At 49.3% G+C, this 17,275-nt stretch carries 18 protein-coding genes, 3 tRNA genes and 1 pseudogene; 12 read left to right on the forward strand and 10 right to left on the reverse strand.

Translation table 11 applies throughout. The features are described from left to right. The 4 genes from mutM to AQR02_RS06495 all read left to right on the forward strand — a co-directional run. Positions 1–537: DNA-formamidopyrimidine glycosylase (gene mutM, locus AQR02_RS33635; RefSeq protein WP_245237164.1), on the forward strand; the 537-nt coding region annotated here is incomplete at its 5' end. A 177-nt stretch (positions 538–714) separates the two neighbouring features. Next, positions 715–1,419, forward strand: a complete 705-nt coding sequence (gene ytaF, locus AQR02_RS06485; RefSeq protein ID WP_054939885.1) for a sporulation membrane protein YtaF — start codon at positions 715–717, stop codon at positions 1,417–1,419. A gap of 9 nt (positions 1,420–1,428) precedes the next feature. Beyond that, positions 1,429–2,025, forward strand: coding sequence for a dephospho-CoA kinase (gene coaE / locus AQR02_RS06490; RefSeq protein ID WP_054939886.1), 597 nt, complete (start codon positions 1,429–1,431; stop codon positions 2,023–2,025). After that, entirely contained in the window at positions 2,022–2,585 is a 564-nt protein-coding gene (locus AQR02_RS06495; RefSeq protein ID WP_054939887.1) for a lytic transglycosylase domain-containing protein, read from the forward strand. The genes coaE and AQR02_RS06495 overlap by 4 nt, the downstream gene beginning before the upstream one ends. Before the next feature lie 83 nt (positions 2,586–2,668). On the opposite strand, the gene AQR02_RS06500 is transcribed toward AQR02_RS06495, so the two are convergent. Further along, complete coding sequence (locus tag AQR02_RS06500; RefSeq protein ID WP_054939888.1) at positions 2,669–2,887, reverse strand: alpha/beta-type small acid-soluble spore protein; 219 nt, start codon at positions 2,885–2,887, stop codon at positions 2,669–2,671. A 165-nt stretch (positions 2,888–3,052) separates the two neighbouring features. On the opposite strand from AQR02_RS06500, the gene nrdR reads away from it, so the two are divergent. The 3 genes from nrdR (at position 3,053) to AQR02_RS06515 (ending at position 3,887) form a co-directional block, all read left to right on the forward strand. Continuing rightward, positions 3,053–3,529, forward strand: a complete 477-nt coding sequence (gene nrdR, locus AQR02_RS06505; protein WP_054939889.1) for a transcriptional regulator NrdR — start codon at positions 3,053–3,055, stop codon at positions 3,527–3,529. A 197-nt stretch (positions 3,530–3,726) separates the two neighbouring features. Further along, positions 3,727–3,802: transfer RNA gene (locus AQR02_RS06510), tRNA-Ala, on the forward strand. A 12-nt stretch (positions 3,803–3,814) separates the two neighbouring features. Further along, positions 3,815–3,887 (forward strand) — tRNA-Lys (locus AQR02_RS06515). Between the two features lie 675 nt (positions 3,888–4,562). On the opposite strand, the gene AQR02_RS06525 is transcribed toward AQR02_RS06515, so the two are convergent. The 5 genes from AQR02_RS06525 to AQR02_RS06545 all read right to left on the reverse strand — a co-directional run bounded on the left by AQR02_RS06525 (position 4,563) and on the right by AQR02_RS06545 (position 9,198). Further along, a complete protein-coding gene (locus tag AQR02_RS06525) occupies positions 4,563–5,213 on the reverse strand; it encodes a hypothetical protein (protein ID WP_054939891.1) in 651 nt (216 codons plus the stop codon). A gap of 159 nt (positions 5,214–5,372) precedes the next feature. Next, on the reverse strand, positions 5,373–6,380 hold the full coding sequence (locus AQR02_RS06530; RefSeq protein WP_054939892.1) for an ABC transporter ATP-binding protein: 1,008 nt from the start codon (positions 6,378–6,380) through the stop codon (positions 5,373–5,375). Further along, positions 6,377–7,090: an ABC transporter permease gene (locus AQR02_RS06535; RefSeq protein WP_245237165.1), complete on the reverse strand. Its 714-nt coding sequence runs from the start codon at positions 7,088–7,090 to the stop codon at positions 6,377–6,379. Before AQR02_RS06535 ends, AQR02_RS06530 begins: the two co-directional genes overlap by 4 nt. A 96-nt stretch (positions 7,091–7,186) precedes the next feature. Continuing rightward, on the reverse strand, positions 7,187–8,005 hold the full coding sequence (locus AQR02_RS06540; RefSeq protein WP_054939894.1) for an ABC transporter permease: 819 nt from the start codon (positions 8,003–8,005) through the stop codon (positions 7,187–7,189). Further along, positions 8,005–9,198, reverse strand: a complete 1,194-nt coding sequence (locus AQR02_RS06545) for a serine hydrolase domain-containing protein (RefSeq protein WP_054939895.1) — start codon at positions 9,196–9,198, stop codon at positions 8,005–8,007. The genes AQR02_RS06540 and AQR02_RS06545 overlap by 1 nt, the downstream gene beginning before the upstream one ends. 225 nt (positions 9,199–9,423) lie before the next feature. On the opposite strand from AQR02_RS06545, the gene AQR02_RS06550 reads away from it, so the two are divergent. Continuing rightward, entirely contained in the window at positions 9,424–10,731 is a 1,308-nt protein-coding gene (locus AQR02_RS06550) for an APC family permease (RefSeq protein WP_054939896.1), read from the forward strand. Positions 10,732–10,796: 65 nt separating this feature from the next. Here the strand turns inward: AQR02_RS06550 and AQR02_RS06555 are convergent, their stop codons facing one another. After that, positions 10,797–11,162 (reverse strand): VOC family protein, encoded by a 366-nt coding sequence (locus tag AQR02_RS06555; RefSeq protein WP_054939897.1) that lies wholly within the window; start codon positions 11,160–11,162, stop codon positions 10,797–10,799. Between the two features lie 149 nt (positions 11,163–11,311). Here AQR02_RS06555 and AQR02_RS06560 point away from each other — a divergent pair. Continuing rightward, positions 11,312–11,384 (forward strand) — tRNA-Lys (locus tag AQR02_RS06560). Positions 11,385–11,526: 142 nt separating this feature from the next. On the opposite strand, the gene AQR02_RS06565 is transcribed toward AQR02_RS06560, so the two are convergent. Together AQR02_RS06565 and AQR02_RS06570 are read right to left on the reverse strand one after the other, a co-directional pair. Beyond that, complete coding sequence (locus tag AQR02_RS06565; RefSeq protein WP_054939898.1) at positions 11,527–12,294, reverse strand: ABC transporter ATP-binding protein; 768 nt, start codon at positions 12,292–12,294, stop codon at positions 11,527–11,529. After that, a complete protein-coding gene (locus tag AQR02_RS06570; RefSeq protein ID WP_425339998.1) occupies positions 12,294–13,334 on the reverse strand; it encodes a FecCD family ABC transporter permease in 1,041 nt (346 codons plus the stop codon). The genes AQR02_RS06565 and AQR02_RS06570 overlap by 1 nt, the downstream gene beginning before the upstream one ends. Positions 13,335–13,550: 216 nt before the next feature. On the opposite strand from AQR02_RS06570, the gene AQR02_RS06575 reads away from it, so the two are divergent. From AQR02_RS06575 to AQR02_RS06585, 3 genes and pseudogenes are all read left to right on the forward strand, one after another. Continuing rightward, the gene (locus AQR02_RS06575) at positions 13,551–14,621 is read left to right on the forward strand and encodes an ABC transporter substrate-binding protein (RefSeq protein ID WP_054939899.1); all 1,071 of its coding nucleotides are present in this window, start codon (positions 13,551–13,553) and stop codon (positions 14,619–14,621) included. A 184-nt stretch (positions 14,622–14,805) separates the two neighbouring features. Then, positions 14,806–15,060 (forward strand): annotated as a pseudogene (locus AQR02_RS31075) (LLM class flavin-dependent oxidoreductase); the annotation flags it as partial. 188 nt (positions 15,061–15,248) lie between these two features. Next, complete coding sequence (locus tag AQR02_RS06585) at positions 15,249–16,169, forward strand: hypothetical protein (RefSeq protein ID WP_209444128.1); 921 nt, start codon at positions 15,249–15,251, stop codon at positions 16,167–16,169. A gap of 72 nt (positions 16,170–16,241) precedes the next feature. Here AQR02_RS06585 and AQR02_RS06590 read toward each other — a convergent pair whose 3' ends face one another. Beyond that, positions 16,242–17,129, reverse strand: a complete 888-nt coding sequence (locus tag AQR02_RS06590; RefSeq protein ID WP_054939902.1) for a fructose bisphosphate aldolase — start codon at positions 17,127–17,129, stop codon at positions 16,242–16,244. Positions 17,130–17,275 lie beyond the last annotated feature (146 nt).

Below are 17,275 nucleotides of genomic sequence, written 5' to 3' on the forward strand. Positions count from 1 at the left end.
GAGCTCCGTTACACGGATGTACGCCAATTCGGAACGATGCATTTATTTCAGCCGGGCGAGGATTTGCTGCTCAAACCGCTGAATAAGCTGGGACAGGAGCCCTTGGATGCTTCATTTACCCTGGAACGGTTCAAGGAGATCGTCGCTGGCCGAAGCACCAAAATCAAGCCGCTGCTCTTAAATCAGGAATATGTGGTCGGCATCGGTAATATTTATGTAGATGAGTCCTTGCACCGCGCAGGAATTCATCCGGAGGAGACAGCGAAGTTGCTATCGGACGAGCAGCTCGGCAGGCTGCATAGCGCGATTGTAGCAACCCTGACGGATGCTGTAAATGCCGGAGGCTCTTCCGTGAAATCGTATGTCAACGGCCAGGGAGAGAGCGGCAGCTACCAGCAGCAGCATCTCATTTATGGCCGCAAGGACCAGCCGTGCAGCACCTGCGGTACCCTGATTGAAAAAAGTGTAGTAGGCGGCCGGGGCACGCATATCTGTCCAACCTGCCAGCCTTTATCTGTATATGTAAATAAGAATTGACCCTGGAATGCTCCTAATCCACAGGTACTATACACCATACCTGTCCAAGCTGCCGCAATAAGTCAGGCACCGACTGCCCGTCCCGCCCATATACTGTGTGAAGAATGCTGAATCAAGGTAACGGAACCGAGCGGATGGATCCGCCGGACTTCCGTTTCTTCACGGGAGGGATTGCGGGTGATCAGCCCATTGTTTTCACTTTTGCTGCTGGCCTTTGCGCTTAGTTTGGACGGTTTTGGTGTAGGCATTACATATGGATTACGCAAAATGAAGATACCGCTGCTCTCCATTCTGATTATCTCGCTTTGTTCGGGGATAGTCATTTGTGTCTCTATGCAGGTAGGTGTACTATTAGCCAAGGTTGTCTCACCGGATGCCGCCTCCATGATTGGAGCGGTTATTCTCGTCTTAATGGGCTGCTGGTCCCTGGTACAGATGCTGATGCAAAAGGAACGGGAGCACAGTCCGCAGGGAGCGGAGGCACAGCCTGTTCCATTAAATGAAGAGTCTGTGAATCCGGCCGGAGACTGGCCCCACAAATCAGCAGTTTTTTCTTTGGAGCTGCGGCATTTGGGAGTAGTGATACAGATTCTCCGGACGCCTTCTTCCGCCGACATGGATGACTCAGGGAGTATTTCCTCTATGGAGGCAGTGATCCTCGGTATTGCGCTGTCACTGGACGCTTTTGGTGCGGGGCTTGGTGCTGCGCTGCTTGGGTTTAGCCCGGTCCCGACCTCACTGATGATCGCCCTGTTCAGCGGAACCTTTTTACTGCTGGGAATGAAAACCGGTCTAAAGCTGTCGGGGAGCTTCTGGATGAAACATGCGGCTGCTCTGCCGGCGTTATTATTAATTGCTATGGGAATAATGAAGCTGTTATGAGGTGAGTACATGATTATGGGCTTAACCGGAGGCATTGCTTCCGGAAAAAGCACAGTCTCTGCATTATTTGTAGCTAAAGGAGCACGGCTCGTCGATGCCGATGTAATCGCAAGAGGGGTCATGCTCCCGGGGCATCCCGTGCTGGCTGCAGCTGTGGAGCATTTTGGCCAAAACATATTATTGCAGGACGGCACACTGAACCGGTCTGCGCTGGGAGAAATCGTCTTTCATGACCAGGCTGCCCTGCAGGTGCTGAATAACCTGACACATCCTGCGATCCGCCAGGAGATCAAAGAAACGATGTATGCGATGGAAGAAGAAGATCCGCTGTCACTGATTGTCGTGGACATACCGTTGCTTTACGAATCAGCGCTGGACAATCTGTTTAAGAAGATAACCGTTGTGTATGTGCCCCGGGAGATCCAGCTAGCCCGACTAATGCAGCGTAACGGGTTATCTCTTGAGCAAGCCACAGGCAGGCTGGATGCTCAGATGGATATCGAAGAGAAGCGCAGAAGAGCGGATTACGTTATCGACAACAGCGGCGAGCTTACCCATACTGAACAGCAGGTAGCAGTGCTTTGGGACAGGCTGGGTTTATCATGAGGTGGCTGCGTAAAAAAAGAGTACTGCTCATGTTATTCGTAGGCTTTACCGCAATTCTGTTCCTGAGCACCAACTGGATGTCTTTGTTTTATCCCATTCATTATAAGAATGAAATCCGTAAGCACAGTATCACTTATGAGATGGACCCGTTTCTGGTGGCAGCCATTATCCGCGTGGAGACCAATTTTAAGACAGGCCGGGAATCCAGGAAAGGCGCACTAGGCCTCATGCAGCTCATGCCGGATACGGCTAAATGGGCGCTTGAGAAGGCCAAGCTTCCCGATGTGTCGCTGGACGAGCTAAAGGAGGAGCCCTCGGCCAATATTGAGCTGGGAACCTGGTATTTATCCTCGCTCTCCCGCCAGTTTGAAGGCAACCGCACAGCGGTGATCGCTGCATACAATGCCGGACCCGGTAAAGTGCAGCGCTGGCTGGATAATGGCGACTGGGACGGTACAGAGGGTTCTGTAAAAGATATTCCGTTCGGCGAGACCCGGCATTACGTTCAGCGGGTAATTTATTATTATAACCAGTACACAGAGATTTACAGCGAGTTCTAAAGCAATGCTATCCTGTAAAAAAAGAAGCATTAAACGGCGATTAGCCGTTTAATACTTCTTTAGGCAAGCTTATTGGGGACAGGTTATTTGAATTGACCTGCCAGGGACTGTTCAGCCAGCGTTACAAGACGTTTAGTGATGTAACCACCGATCGAACCATTTTCGTAAGAAGTTTTATTGCCTTGGTATCCGTCTGGGGAAAGAGTGATACCTAATTCTTGGGCAACTTCGTATTTAAGTTGTTCCAAGGCACCGCGTGAATTTGGAGCTACCAGGTTGTTGGAGTTGCTGCTTTGGCTCATTGCTGTTCACCTCCTATCGGTTGGTAACAGTATTATGTGCTGCTCTCGCCAGATTCATAGCAACAATAAAACGGTGTTTTATGGAAATAAGAATTACAGCTCCAAAACCCGAATGTGGCCGCTAAGGCCTCCTATATTTAATGGAAAAGGAAGTGACCTGAGCTTATGAAATGCCCTTACTGCGACCATACGAATACCAAAGTACTTGACTCGCGTCCGGCTAACGAGAATAAATCGATCCGGCGCAGGCGTGAATGCGAGCGCTGCAGCAAGCGTTTTACTACCTTCGAGATGATCGAAGAAACCCCGCTGATTGTAATCAAAAAGGACGGCAGCCGCGAAGAATTCAGCCGCGATAAAATCCTGCGCGGCCTGATCCGCGCCTGTGAGAAGCGCCCTGTGTCTGTAGAGCGCTTGGAATCCATCGTCTCCGAGGTTGAGAAATCGCTGCGCGGCATCGCCTTAGCAGAAATAGAGAGCCGCCAAATTGGCGAGCTGGTGATGGAGCAGCTATATCCGGTTGACGAGGTTGCCTACGTCCGCTTTGCCTCCGTATACCGCCAGTTTAAGGACATCAACATGTTCATGAAGGAATTGAAGGGACTGCTGTCCAAGAATACTGGAGAGCTGGAGGGGCTATAGGGCTTCTCCTGGAGTTCATCGGCCATATATTCGTTAATCTCATGAATAAAAACTTATTTATAAAAGTGTTGACACCGAGGGCGATTTTTTATATTATATAGAAGTCGCCTACGGAACTTAAACATGACGAAGCGAAGTGAGCTTGCGGCTCACACCTGATTTTAGAGTACATAATGTAGTTCTAAAATATGCACCATGGGGCCATAGCTCAGCTGGGAGAGCGCATCGCTGGCAGCGATGAGGTCAGGGGTTCGATCCCCCTTGGCTCCACCAATAACATCATACGGACTCTTAGCTCAGTTGGTAGAGCAGTAGACTCTTAATCTATTTGTCCAGGGTTCGAGCCCCTGAGAGTCCATCAAAGTAAGAACGGCAGCGATGCCGTTCTTTTTGCTGTCTCAGGGAGTGTGGTTAGCTGAGGGCAGGGATTCTGATTTGTTTTCGACTATAGCGGAGAAGTGAAATACCACGGCAATTGCTAACCGACAATTATCGATACCGAGTGCCAACGCCAATCGTAAACCTCTAATGCCAATCGGGCTGCTAAGGACGAAGGCCAGTATGCCGACGGCCGCTGCCAATGCTGTCTGCCAGAGCCGTCCATAAGTTACGATCGGTTGGTCGCTAACCCCGAAGTTCAACTTCAGACTAACCAATGCTCCCCTGAGTTCCTCCATTTGTTTGCTATGGACCCCACAGCCCTTATTCCCTTGAATCGGCACATTTAGCAGGGCTAACGGACCGTATTGCGCTTATTTCCCTCCATCGGGCAATATTTTACACGGATATAAGCAAATAACTGCATCTGAGTCCGTAAGAGAGACGAAACAGCGCTTCTGCTGATAATAAGTGCTCCTCGGTCCGTAGCGATTCATTCGACTCCTCCAACACTACGATGGCTGTAAAATTTTAGTCCAGTCCAATCCCAAGTCACTGATTAGTCAGCCATCGACCCATTGATCCGCCGGCCCACTGACCCCCCCCGCCCCCCCAACCCCAGTCTCATCGTTCTACCCACCTAACGCTTTCTTAGTTACACCCTCAGTTGATATGTACGATTTCGCTGCTGTCCGCCGCCTGCAACATCCAGTAATTGCAGTTGAACCAATTCGTGTAGAATTCGTCTGGCGTGTCTATCCGTAACTTTGAGGTGCTGTGCAAGTTCTATGGGGGTGAATGCCCTAAGCAGACGTCTTGCGAAACGCAGTGTCTCCGCTTGCAGCCAAGTTAACGAGGAAGACACATCCGTCGCGATGAATTTACCTATAAAAGACAGCACCAGCTGCTGGCATTGCTTAGGTTCTTCGACAATCGAAGGATAAGCGATGGGGAGAAAGGTCCAGCCATCCAGGGCAAGCAGGCAATGCCGGCGGCATAAATCCTTGAATCTCCTCACGTCCAGATCCCGGGCATGTGGTCCATAGCCCTGAATCTCTATTCCGCCTTTCACTCCCCCAGGCATATAAGCCAAATCCAGATAGCGGTAACCGTTATTGAAATCACGTACTTCCCACTCCGGAAACACGTGGTCCAAATTCCCGATTGCCGGAAACCATACCGTTCGCAGGAATTCTATTGTCCCGTGGCCTAATCCTTTGCCGAGTAACTCCCTTCGCCTGTGGTTGCTCTCATTCTTTAGATTGCTCTGCAACCATTCCTCATATTGCTGTTCAAATCGCGGCATCCTCATAGTCCTCCATTAACGCTCTGTGAACGTTGTTTTTTGCGCAAAAAAGCCGCTTCCTTACAACTCCCCGCAAATAAACCTCAGGCGGTTGTTGTATGAAAGCGGCGTGTGCTTCACGACTTATGCTTCTAATTATATCGCGAATGAAAAAGTGATTCAATTGGTTAAAATCCCCTCAGCATTTTCGTAGATATTCATCACCACCTGCTGGATCGGCAGTTCCTTGACTGAAATGTCAGTGAAGCGGTGCTTCCGGGAGATGTCTTCCAGGAAATCACTAATTGAAATTTGGGCCGTGTCCACTTCAAGGGTAATTTGAAAATCCGACGGCCGGTCAATTACCTTGGCGTAGGCATTATCGAAGACGGTTTTACCGGCAGAGTCGGCAAAAGTAAAGCTGACCCGCTTCTTCTCCCCGAGAAACAGCTTCAGCCGCTGCAGCGAATCATCAAAGACTTTTTCCCCGTGATTAATGACAATAACCCGGTGGGCAAGCTCCTCCACATCCTCAAGATCATGAGTAGTCAGAATACAGGTCATATTCCGCTTCTGATTCAGCTGCTGGATGAATTCGCGGATTTTGACCTTGGCGATCACATCAAGCCCGATGGTCGGCTCATCCAGGAACATAATATCCGGCTGGTGCAGCATGGCCATGACAAATTCGCATTTCATTCGTTCCCCAAGAGACAGCACTCTTGTAGGCTTTTCGATTACGTGGGCAATATCGAGCAGCTCCGTCAGCTCTTCCAGGCGGCTTTTAAAGTCGTGGTTGGTGATCCCGTAGATTGCCTTGTTCATGTTGAAGCTGTCGATCGGCGGAATGTCCCAGATTAACTGAGATTTCTGGCCGAAGACGGCTCCGATTTTGCCGACATAGCGCTTCCTGTCCCTGGCAGGAGAATAACCAAGCACTTGGATGTCTCCGCTTGTGGGATACAGCGCACCGCAGAGCATTTTGATCGCGGTGGATTTTCCAGCCCCGTTAGGACCCAGAATCCCGCAGATTTCCCCTTGCCCGATGGCAAAGCTGATATCGTTGACGGCATGGATTACGACTTCTTCGCGCTGGAAGAAGCTTCGGATCGTCTGCCCCGCGCCTGCACCGCGCTTATAGGTGGTATATGTCTTGGTCAAATGCTGAACATCAATTACCGGCATCATCCGCCTACCCCCTCGTACAATCTGATCATATGCCGGTACACCCATACCCCTGCCGCCAGGAATAAAATGCAGGGCAGTACTGCTATGAAATCCCTAGCCTGCACCCGGCCAAGCAGCGCGGAAGCGGGGAGGAAGCCCACCATTCCCACAGGAATGATCATCGTAGCTGCAGTTTGCACAGCCTTCGGGAAAATAGGCAAGGGATACTTTCCGATATTCAGCACGCTGTCAGCAAGCTCGGATATTCTCGAATTGCCCACCCATTTGAAGGACATCGCGGCCATCATCAGCGATAATCCTGCGAGGACCGCCGCCCCGGCGATGAACAGCCCGATAAATTGAAGCCAGAAGAGCAGCGGAATGGCACCTGCCTGGATAACGGAGAAGATGAATAACGCAACACCGCCCAGAAACAGGCCGATACTATCGGTAGAAAATGTAGTAGCGACAATGAAAAACAGCGGGTTCAGCGGCTTCAGCAGAATCACCTCGAAGCTTCCCTCACGGATATGGGACATGGTGGTCCAGAGGACACCGCCAAAAATAAGGCTCGAGAGGCCGCTGGACATGGTGAATACAGACTGGATCAGCAGCACCTCATATAAACTCCAGCCGGGAAAGCTGGTGCCTGCCCGGTAAATTAGCAGAGTCACCAGCGGAAACAGAATATTACCGGACAGTGTGATGAGACTGCTGATGATGAAATTCATGCGATAAGCTGCAGTTGCCTGTATAGCGGAATACATGCATTGCTTATAAACCTCGAGATACCGTTTCATGTACAGAATTATCCTCTCATGGGGCAATCACGCGCCGACTGCGGTAAACTGCTTCATCGCCAGACGGCGGACCAGCTCGCTTGATCCGAAGGTAATGAACACTGCAACAGCCTGCACACCCACAGCCTGCTGAATGGAAAGCTCAAGGCCTCCAAGCGAATAGTGTCCGGTGAATACCATTGCAGGCATATAAGCGATGTATTGAAACGGCAGGAAGAACTGGGTCACCTGAAGCCAGTGCGGGAAAAAATCCAGTGGAATTAGCGCACCTGAAAAAATGCCCGACACCAGCATAAATGCACTGCGTATTCCATTGGATTGGACAAGCCAAAAGGAAGTCAGGCCAATCGTGTAGTTCACATAAAAATTCATCATAAAGGCAAGCAGCACACTTAGAATCGTCCAGGGAAAACTCGCCGGCCGCATATCGACACCGAAAATAAATATAAAGATCAACAGGCAGGGCAGAAATTCAAACAGGAAGCCCAGCGACCGGTGTCCGATTTTTTGAAACAAGGCGAAGGAACGGTGATGAATCGGCCGCAAATGAAAGGTCAGGAACTTACCGGTGCGCACAAGCATGGATAAGTTCCAATCGGCAAAATCCATAATCAGGTACCCGATCAGCGCAGTAGCACCGAAGTACCGGATCATCTGGGGAAGCGAGAACCCGCCAAGCGAAGAATGGTCTCCATATACCGCCGTCCAGATAAAATATTGCACCATAAAGTATACGGGGCCGACGATAATGGACACCATGGAATGAGTGCGGTAGGCACTCCATTCTTTATAGGTTACGCCCGCCACCGTCCGGCAAATCTGCCATTTGTATTTCAAGCTGTTCATTAAGTGAGCCCGGACCAAATAATATTGGTTACATTATATAATCCCTCTGCGTACCAGTTATCACCGGAAAATGGGACAAACCATACGGCAGCAAGCTGCTCTGTGGGGTCTATGACCATACAGCAGGCTCCTGCACCTTCATGAAAATAAGTGGTATCAGAATAGAGGTAAGCCGGACCTCTCCGCATATCCAGTCCAATGCCATAGCTCCGGTCACTTTCACTTGCTCCCCAGCAGTGATCAGGAATTCCGTACAGGGTGCGGGTCGTGATTTTTTCGACTGCTTTACGGCCGATAATACGTGTACCCTCAAGCGTCCCCATCCCCAAAAGCATGTTGGCGAACCGGATGATGTCGGCTGGAGTTGAGATAAGGCCGCCGCCGGTTCTGGATACGGTATCCCACAGCTTTTCCGCCTGCGAGTATTCAGGCTGCTTCCCGTCGACAATATCATTCAACCGCTTTTCGTACCGCTCGTTTCTGATAATGGCCCGTCTGGCCAATTCAGGAGTCAGTTCCCAAACCGTATCTTTCATACCCAGAGGCTTCAGGATTTGCTCTTCTATATACTGTTCCGCGGTTATCCCGGTCACTTTTTTGATCACTTCACCGAGCAGGCAAAAGCCGAATGAGCAGTATTGCCATTCCTCACCTGGTTGTTTATTTAGGCCGCAGCTCAGCGCAGCTTTGATCCAGTCCGGCTCACCGTCCTCAGGCGTATATTTCTCAAAATACTCATCGATTACCTGCCAATAAGACTTATGGTAGGGAACCAGGCTCTCCGCACAGTCGGGAAACATCCCCGAGGTATGGGTCAGAAGGCTGTAAATATCGATTTTGTCAAAAGGCGCTACCTTAAAAGGTTCAAGTATATCACCTATTGGGGTGTTAAACCGGATCATTCCGTCCTCAACAAGTTTGGCGACTGCGACAGAGGTAACGGCCTTGGTGATCGATGCAATATTATGTACGGTTGTTGGTAGCAGCGGCTCCGGCTTGTCTTCACGAAATGACAGGGGACCAATAGCACCGTGCATAAATGTCTTTCCGTACCTTGAGGCACAATAGGATGCAGACTGGAGTTTATTGTCTTCAATCAGCTTCTGAAAATGGGCGTTCAACACGCCGATTCTTGATGCGTCATACCCTACCTCTACCGGTGAACAGTCGGTAACGCCTGGAATTTGCAGCATAACTTATAAGCCTCCTTAAATGAATTGCAGGTTAGAGTGTCACTATATTTAAGCGCTCTCAACGAATACGATCATTATATTTCCAAAGAATGGATGTTACAACGGTAAGTTTGTTTATAACCAAAGTTGACCTGGAAATGAATTAGTTCGCTTTCGAATCTGTCACTTCATGTTAATATGAGGTGAAAAGAGCAAATCGTGATAGGAAGGAATAACAAAATTACTATGAATACTACGAAGCCGCTGAAAAAAACTGTAACCTTCTTTGAAGCTTTAGCCCTTGTTGTAGGGATGATTATCGGGTCGGGGATTTTTCTGAAGCCCGGTATTGTGCTTAATAATGCTGGCACACCATGGATGAGTATCTTGGCCTGGGGGGTGGGGGGAATCATTACCCTGGCTTCTGCGCTGAGCGTAGCGGAAATTGCAGCTGCTATTCCCAAATCCGGTGGTCTGTACACCTATTTGGGGGAACTTTATGGGGGCGTGTTTGGATACCTGCTGGGGTGGGTGCAGGCTGTAATCTCATATCCTGCTTCAGTAGCAGCACTTGCGATTGCCTTTGCTACCTATTCTGGCTACTTTTTGCCGATGAATGACTGGCAGCAGAAGCTGCTCGCTGTTTTGATTCTGGCTTTTATCCTCATCATGAACGTCATTGCCACCAAATTCGGAGGGATCATTCAGACTGTTGCGACTGTTGGCAAGCTGATTCCGGTGGCAGGTATCATCGGTGTTGGCCTCTTCTCGAATTTGGCTCCCGGTTTTGGGGGGATAGGGGCATCAGCAGCGGGTGCTGGTTTTGGGGTGGCGGTTCTGGGTACGCTATGGGCATATGACGGCTGGATCGGGGTGACCAATATGGCGGGAGAAATCAAAGATCCGGTTAAGACACTGCCAAAAGTCATTTCAATCGGAGTTATGTTTGTTATTGCCGTATATGTCTTGTTCAATATTGCAATTTTCAAGGTACTGCCCTACGATCAGATTGTTTCTTCCAAGACTCCTGGAGCTGACGCGGCTGAGGCGTTATTCGGAAGCGGCGGCGGGGCTTTTATTACGGCAGGAATTATCGTGTCGGTACTAGGTGCGCTGAACGGTTACTTAATGACCGCTGCGCGGGTGCCTCAGGTTATGGGAGAGCAGAATCAGATTCCTTTTTCCCGTGTACTAAGCAGCATCCATCCCAGGTTCCAGACTCCGGCCAATGCGCTTATTTTTCAGAGTGTGCTGGCGGTAATCTATATTTTCTCGGGTACCTTTGATACCCTGACGGACTTGCTGGTATTTGTATTATGGATTTTCTTTACCATGGGTGTGTTTGGTGTATTCATCTTGCGTAAAAAAATGCCGGCGGAGAAGGGGCGTTACCGTGTGCCGCTGTACCCGGTTACTCCGATCATCGGAGTGGCAGGCGGGCTCTATATTCTGGGCAGCACGATTGTCAGTGATCCACTGCGCTCTCTTATTGGAATAGGGATAACCCTGGCCGGACTTCCGGTCTACTATGCTCTCTCGCGCAAAAACCAGTAATAAACAAAGACCGCTGCTAGTAAAGGGCGGTCTTTGTCATCAATCCTTAACTTGAGAAGCCTGGTCTAGCTATGCTCTGCGATCTGCACCTCGAAGCCGTCCGGGTCCAGCACATAAAAGAACCGCAGGCTGGGATTCGGCGAAACCGGCCCGCGCGCTACCAGGATGCCCTGGCCCTTCAATTCTTCGATTGCCCGGTCCAGAGACGCTACGTCGAACCCGACGGACACGCCGCATTCGGGTTTCAGAGCCGGGTCTGTACCTTGAATCAGCTCGATCTTAGGCTGCCCCTCTGTCCCTAACATCACAATCTGTCTTCCTCTGCTCTCAAATCTGCGTTCAATGGGAAGTCCCAAGATCCGGTGATAAAAGTGAAGAGAAGCCTCCAGATCGCGTACCCGAAGCGTAATCCAATTTAGTTTTAGAATCATAAGGCCGTGTCCTCCGTTTCAGCGTGTGAATTTTCTGCATCTTCCATTATACGTTATAATCTGCTTAAAAAAATATTGACATACGGATCTCAAAGAGGTATGATATAAGAGTTCCCTTTGAAGTTGATTTATTAAATCCAACATTATATGGACTCTTAGCTCAGTTGGTAGAGCAGTAGACTCTTAATCTATTTGTCCAGGGTTCGAGCCCCTGAGAGTCCATCACATAAAGAACGGCAGCGATGCCGTTCTTTTGCTGTTCAGGGGGCAACCCCCCCATTCAGGACAGTAAACCATAACAAAGAAGAGAGTCTCCTTTCAGCAGGAGACTCTCTTTTTCTTTTACATCATAATCATTCAGGTGTTACCTTGTCTCCAGATAAGCAATGCCAAGTCCGCCGGCTACGGGGTTGCGGTAAGTCTCACTGGACACATCGAATACCTGTCCGATCAGCTCCTTGGTTAGAATATCTTCAGGCCTGCCGCTGGCGGCGACTTGCCCGTTTTTCATGACGTACAGATAATCACAATATTCCGCAGCGAGGGTAAGGTCATGGAGCGCGGCGAGAATGCCGATATCCAGCTTTTTGACGATATTAAGAATCTGCAGCTGGAATTTGATATCCAAATGGTTGGTCGGTTCGTCGAGAATCATGAATTCCGGCTGCTGGGCAAGGACACGGGCCAGAATGACACGCTGCTTCTCTCCGCCGGATAATGAATTATAGCTGCGGTCTGCATGGCCTTCCAGATTCACCCTGCGCAGCGCGCCGGAGACGATGCTCTGGTCCTCCTGATTGTCAGTCTCGAGCATTCCTTTGTGCGGGGTTCTGCCCATGGCTACCATTTCCCGCACGGTGAAGTCGAAGCTCAGCTCGTTGAACTGGCCGACCACACCCAGCTTTTGCGCGACAACCTTAGGGCTTGATTTCATAACATCGAGTTCAGAGAGGAAGACGTCACCCTGCCGCGGTTTGATGACTTTATATATACTCTTCAGGAGCGTGGATTTACCGCAGCCGTTGGGTCCGATCAGGCCGACAAACTGCTTGTTGCGGACTTTCAGGGACACATCTTTAACAATATTTACAGTGGAGAAGGAGACCGATAAGTGATCAACGTTTAAGTTCATTAGGATTTACCTCCAAACGCATAGCCTTTTCTGACCAGCATGTACATAAACATAGGGGCTCCAATCAGGGCGGTAATGATCCCGATCGGGAGCTCGACATTCGGAACAATGGTCCGGGCGATAACATCCGTCCAGATCAGGAAGATGGCACCAAACAGGATGGATGCCGGCAGCAGTCTCCGGTGGTCAGAGCCGACCAGCCCTCTCACCAGATGGGGGATGATCAGACCTACGAATCCGATCATTCCGCAGCTTGCCACCATGATGCCGGTAATCAGCGCAGTAATGATCATATAGGTTTTGCGGTAGGCGCCGAGTGAAATTCCCAGTGTAACCGCAGCCTCATCTCCAAGCAGCATTGCGTTCAGGACGCGGAATTGCAGCAGGAAAAAGAAGACGGCAAGCACGATAGCTACCGCAATCAGCGGCAGCTTATCCCAGCTGGAAGCGGCCAGGCTGCCCATGGTCCAGAAGGTAACGGTCTTAATGCCCTCGGCGTTGTTGGCAAAATAAACAATGAAATTGGCAAAGGCGGTACATAATGCGTTAATGACCATCCCGGCAAGCACGAGCTTAACCGAGGTCATTTTGCCTCCGGCGTTTGCCAGCAGCAATACGAGCAGTGAAGCACCGACTGCACCGGCGAAGGCCCAGAAGGCAACACCCGTCTGGCCGAGCAGCCCCATGGACCCGAAGCCGATCAGGATGGCGAACGTTGCACCGAGCGAACCGCCGGAGGAAATACCTAGTATGTATGGATCGGCCAGCGGATTCTGTACAGCAGCCTGCATAATGGTTCCGCACAGGGTAAGGCCGGCACCGATGAACATCGCCATCAATACGCGGGGGAAACGGATTTTCCAGATGATATCGACAAAGGAGCCGGAGGTCAGATCCTGAACATCTCCAATTTGAATGCCTGTAATGTGGTGGAGCAGAATCCGGTAGGATTGTGAGACGGGAATATCTACCTGTCCAAAGGATACGGCTGCGCCAGCCGACAGAATTGTAATTATTAATAGAGTAATAATAACGGTCATAAATCCGTAGCGGCTGTTAATGATGGATTGCTTTGGTTCTGATTGTAAAGCTATCTCATTTTGCATCGCATTCATAAGACTCCTTCGTTGATTTGTTTTAATTTAAAATATATCTCATAGTGAGAATGATTGTCAATGAGAATTATTATCATTGACAGATGCTCCTGCTTTCTATATTCTACGAGTTACGTACATACAGAAAAGGGGACAAGGATAATGAGAAATGTATTCAAAAGATACGCACCGCTCATGATAGTTTTGCTGATGGCGGTAATGATTGCCGCATGTTCGTCGAACACGAAGAATGAGAATGCGGCAGCGAGCACAGCTGCACCAACTAATAGCAGTAACACCGCCGCAGAAGAGACTGCTGCTCCAAACACGAAGACCGTATACCCGCTCACAATCGAGAACTTCACCAACAGCGGTGAAGGAACAGAATGGAAGGCTAAATCCCAGACTTTTGACAAAGCGCCTGAAAAGGTAGTGGCCAATACTCAGGGAGCTGCCGAGCTGCTAATCAAACTGGGACTTACCGACAAAATGGTAGGCGTTGCCGCACTTTACGGTGCTGGAGATCCGGCTGTCCAGGAAGAATTCAAGAAGATTCCTGTCATCTCCAAAGAGTATGCCAGTAAGGAGCTCGTTGTCGGCGCAAGTCCTGATCTGGTTCTGGGTCGCAGTGACCTGTACGCGGATGCGGATTGGGGTGTAGGGACAGTTGAGGGCTTAAACGAGCTGGGGATCAAGACGTTTGTACAGAACACCAGCGTTAAGGGAGCTACACTCGACAGCTTGTACAAGGATATCGAACAGCTGGGCCAAATCTTTGATGTACAAGAGAACGCAGCTGCTTATATCGAAGAATTGAAACAGCGTGCCCAGACGCTGCAAGATAATGCAGCAGCGAGTGGAGAGAAAACCTTCGCTTATGTTTCCGACGGCGGAAATGGGGCAATTGCGATCTATAGCGGGAATGTTGATACATTTGCAGGCGATGTACTGGGATTGCTTGGACTCAAAAACAGCTTTGGTACCGTTACGGGAGATATCAGCAAGGAACAGCTGATTGCTACCAACCCGGATGTCCTGCTGCTCTCGGTTTATACCGGAGGGGTTGATCCGGAAAAGACGCTGAAGGCCTTCTACGCGGATCCGTCACTGCAAAGTCTGAATGCCGTCAAGAACAAAACGATTTATCCGATCGACTTCAACCAGTTCTGGGGATACAGCTATTCCATATTTGACGGGGCCGAGAAGCTTGCATCTGAACTACTTGCTAAGTAATAAGACAAGCTGGTGAATAAATTTACAGTAAGCAGGCTGGAGGGTCACGTGAGTGACAATCCAGCCTGCTTTTTTATGTTCAGATTGAACACTATTGAATTTAAATTTTGAATATTCAGTAATTTAAAGATAGAATAATGTCATTAAAAGATTAATAACGATAACAGCTTGGGGGAACAAAACAGTGGAACTGGGAATAAGCACGTTTGTTGAAACAACGCCGGATGTGAACACGGGCAGGACGATGAGTCACGCGGAACGGCTGCGTGAAGTAGTGGAGGAAATCGTTCTTGCAGATCAGGTAGGTCTGGATGTATACGGTGTGGGAGAGCATCACCGGCCGGATTTTGCCGCATCCTCTCCTGCGGTTGTGATGGCTGCGGCGGCAGCTCTTACCAGCCGGATACGCCTGACCAGTGCAGTAATGATTCTGTTCTCGGAACTGAAGTTGCACCCAGGGCGCGGGAGGAGATCATCCGCTGGGAGAATATCCGATAAGCAGCGTCGTTTTTTTGCAATACGGTTGACAGGGTTTCCTGATACGATACGGATAGCACTTATCTACAGGGAGGTTGTTCGGTAATGAGTAAGCTGTCCATTGAAGATGTTCAGGAAATCAGATGGTGGATGTACCGGAATGCGCGGCCGCTTGATTTGGCAAGATGGCAATATCATTTTGAGAATGGGAGTGCAGAACAAGTTCTTCAGGCTCTGGAGGCCTATCGCAACCGTGATAACGGATTTGGTCATGCTTTAGATGCGGATAATTGGAATCCCAATTCTTCACCGTATACAACTGGAATTGCGGTTGCCATACTCCATGAAATCGGGATTGCTGATGCACATCATCCTCAAATCACACGTATTCTGGCTTACCTTGAGCACTGTGAACCGTTTTCTGAGCAAGGCTGGCCGTTTACCATACCATCCAACAGTGATTTTCCCCATGCACCCTGGTATACCTATAGCGAACAAAATAACATCGACAATGGTTTCCACGCTACGGCAGGCTTAGCCGGTTTTATCTTAAAGTTTGCTGACCATTCTTCCGGATTGTATAAGAAAGCCTTGGCCCTTGGTGATAAAATGATGGATAAGCTCAGTAAGTCTGGATCACTCGAAAGCCATGAGCTTGGCGGTTATGCTACCTTTCTACGGGATGCAGAGTCGGCAGCGTTAAATGGCAGATACAATTGTGATGTACTTGCAGCAAAGCTGCAGGAGTTGGTGTATGATGCGATTGAAAGAGATCCCGCCAAGTGGCCGGTCTACTCGATGAGGCCTTCCATGTACATATCGTCTGCAGCAAGTATTTTTTACAAAGGGAACGAAGAGATTGTGGAAAAGGAACTGGAATACATCCTTCATTCCAGAACTGGCGAGGGTGTATGGGATATTATGTGGCAGTGGGCGGATTACCCGAATACATTCGCGGTAGCGGAAAACTGGTGGAAAGCAAATTGGGCCATTCACAACGTATTGCTGTTAAGGGAGTTTGGGCGAATCGAAGAATCGGCATTTTCGAGATATGAACCGGTACCATTCTGAGGAGGCACTAAGGCGAAAAAAAACGCTCCCGGAGATACTAACTTCCGGGGGCGTTCGTATGGATAAACCGACTCAGGTAATTGAGGCTTCATAGATCGCCTGTGTGGATTCTGCGAGCAATGCGTTGAATTCATCATCAGTCTGCCCGTCACTAAGTCCCTGTGATAAGGCACGGGAGAAGCTGGCGATTAATCCGTGGTTACGCGACAGCTTTTCATTGGCCTCCGCTTGGGTATAGCCGCCGGACAATGCCACGACCCGTACCACATGCGGTTCCTGGATCAGCTCACTGTAGAAATTGTCTTCAGCCGGTAAAGAAAGCTTCAGCATGACTTTTACGTCTTTGCCAAGAGTGGATAAGTGAGTTAAAAGCTCGTCTTTTAATATCTTTTCCGATTGTGCCTTATCGCTACTATGAATATCCACTTCTGGTTCGATGATCGGCACCAGACCATGTCCGGCAATTTGCTTTGCGAAGGCAAACTGCTGCTCTACGACTTCATGAATGCCGCCAGGGTTGGCTTCCTTAATCAGTGAGCGCATTTTGGTTCCGAAAATATTTTTTTGGACGGCCCGCTTCAAAAGCTCATCCAGCCCGGGGATGGGCTTCATGAGTTGAACCCCATTGTTAAACTCCGCCAGTCCCTGATCGATTTTGAGAAAAGGCACAATGCCTTTCTGCTCCCTGAGGTAATCGGCGGTGAACTGGCCGTCAATGGTAAGATCCATCGTGTTTTCGAAAAGAATGGCACCTATAATGTGTCTGGAATCAAACGCGGGACTTTTGATGATCCGTGTCCTCATCGCATGCACTAAGGTAAACATTTCCTGATCATTAGTGTAACGGTCTTCACGGATACCGTATTGCAGCAATGCTTTCGGAGTGCTTCCTCCGCTTTGATCCAAGGCTGCAATAAAGCCGCTCGCATGTTGAATCCGCTCTAACTGTTTCGTATTCATGGATGTTTCTCCTCTCGTTTACATAGATTTGGAGATCAACTTGAACCTGTTTATTATAACATTCCTGCGTGTAGGTATACATTTCTGGTGTATTCGACTGTGAATTAGGTTGTATCTTGAAAAAATATTGTAATTATTTAGTAATA

It is taken from the genome of Paenibacillus ihuae, from assembly GCF_001368795.1.
Classification (GTDB): domain Bacteria; phylum Bacillota; class Bacilli; order Paenibacillales; family Paenibacillaceae; genus Paenibacillus_AQ; species Paenibacillus_AQ ihuae.

What these genes read in the sequence shown, in the direction of transcription:
- AQR02_RS06585 (WP_209444128.1), top strand. Translation starts at nt 15,249, where the DNA reads ATGTACCGGAATGCGCGGCCGCTTGATTTGGCAAGATGGCAATATCAT.
- AQR02_RS06545 (WP_054939895.1), bottom strand. Translation starts at nt 9,198, where the DNA reads ATGCTGCAAATTCCAGGCGTTACCGACTGTTCACCGGTAGAGGTAGGG.
- AQR02_RS06565 (WP_054939898.1), bottom strand. Translation starts at nt 12,294, where the DNA reads ATGAACTTAAACGTTGATCACTTATCGGTCTCCTTCTCCACTGTAAAT.
- AQR02_RS06575 (WP_054939899.1), top strand. Translation starts at nt 13,551, where the DNA reads ATGAGAAATGTATTCAAAAGATACGCACCGCTCATGATAGTTTTGCTG.
- AQR02_RS06555 (WP_054939897.1), bottom strand. Translation starts at nt 11,162, where the DNA reads ATGATTCTAAAACTAAATTGGATTACGCTTCGGGTACGCGATCTGGAG.
- AQR02_RS06530 (WP_054939892.1), bottom strand. Translation starts at nt 6,380, where the DNA reads ATGATGCCGGTAATTGATGTTCAGCATTTGACCAAGACATATACCACC.
- nrdR (WP_054939889.1), top strand. Translation starts at nt 3,053, where the DNA reads ATGAAATGCCCTTACTGCGACCATACGAATACCAAAGTACTTGACTCG.
- AQR02_RS06550 (WP_054939896.1), top strand. Translation starts at nt 9,424, where the DNA reads ATGAATACTACGAAGCCGCTGAAAAAAACTGTAACCTTCTTTGAAGCT.
- AQR02_RS06540 (WP_054939894.1), bottom strand. Translation starts at nt 8,005, where the DNA reads ATGAACAGCTTGAAATACAAATGGCAGATTTGCCGGACGGTGGCGGGC.
- coaE (WP_054939886.1), top strand. Translation starts at nt 1,429, where the DNA reads ATGATTATGGGCTTAACCGGAGGCATTGCTTCCGGAAAAAGCACAGTC.
- AQR02_RS06495 (WP_054939887.1), top strand. Translation starts at nt 2,022, where the DNA reads ATGAGGTGGCTGCGTAAAAAAAGAGTACTGCTCATGTTATTCGTAGGC.
- AQR02_RS06590 (WP_054939902.1), bottom strand. Translation starts at nt 17,129, where the DNA reads ATGAATACGAAACAGTTAGAGCGGATTCAACATGCGAGCGGCTTTATT.
- AQR02_RS06570 (WP_425339998.1), bottom strand. Translation starts at nt 13,334, where the DNA reads ATGACCGTTATTATTACTCTATTAATAATTACAATTCTGTCGGCTGGC.
- AQR02_RS06535 (WP_245237165.1), bottom strand. Translation starts at nt 7,090, where the DNA reads ATGAATTTCATCATCAGCAGTCTCATCACACTGTCCGGTAATATTCTG.
- AQR02_RS06500 (WP_054939888.1), bottom strand. Translation starts at nt 2,887, where the DNA reads ATGAGCCAAAGCAGCAACTCCAACAACCTGGTAGCTCCAAATTCACGC.
- AQR02_RS06525 (WP_054939891.1), bottom strand. Translation starts at nt 5,213, where the DNA reads ATGCCGCGATTTGAACAGCAATATGAGGAATGGTTGCAGAGCAATCTA.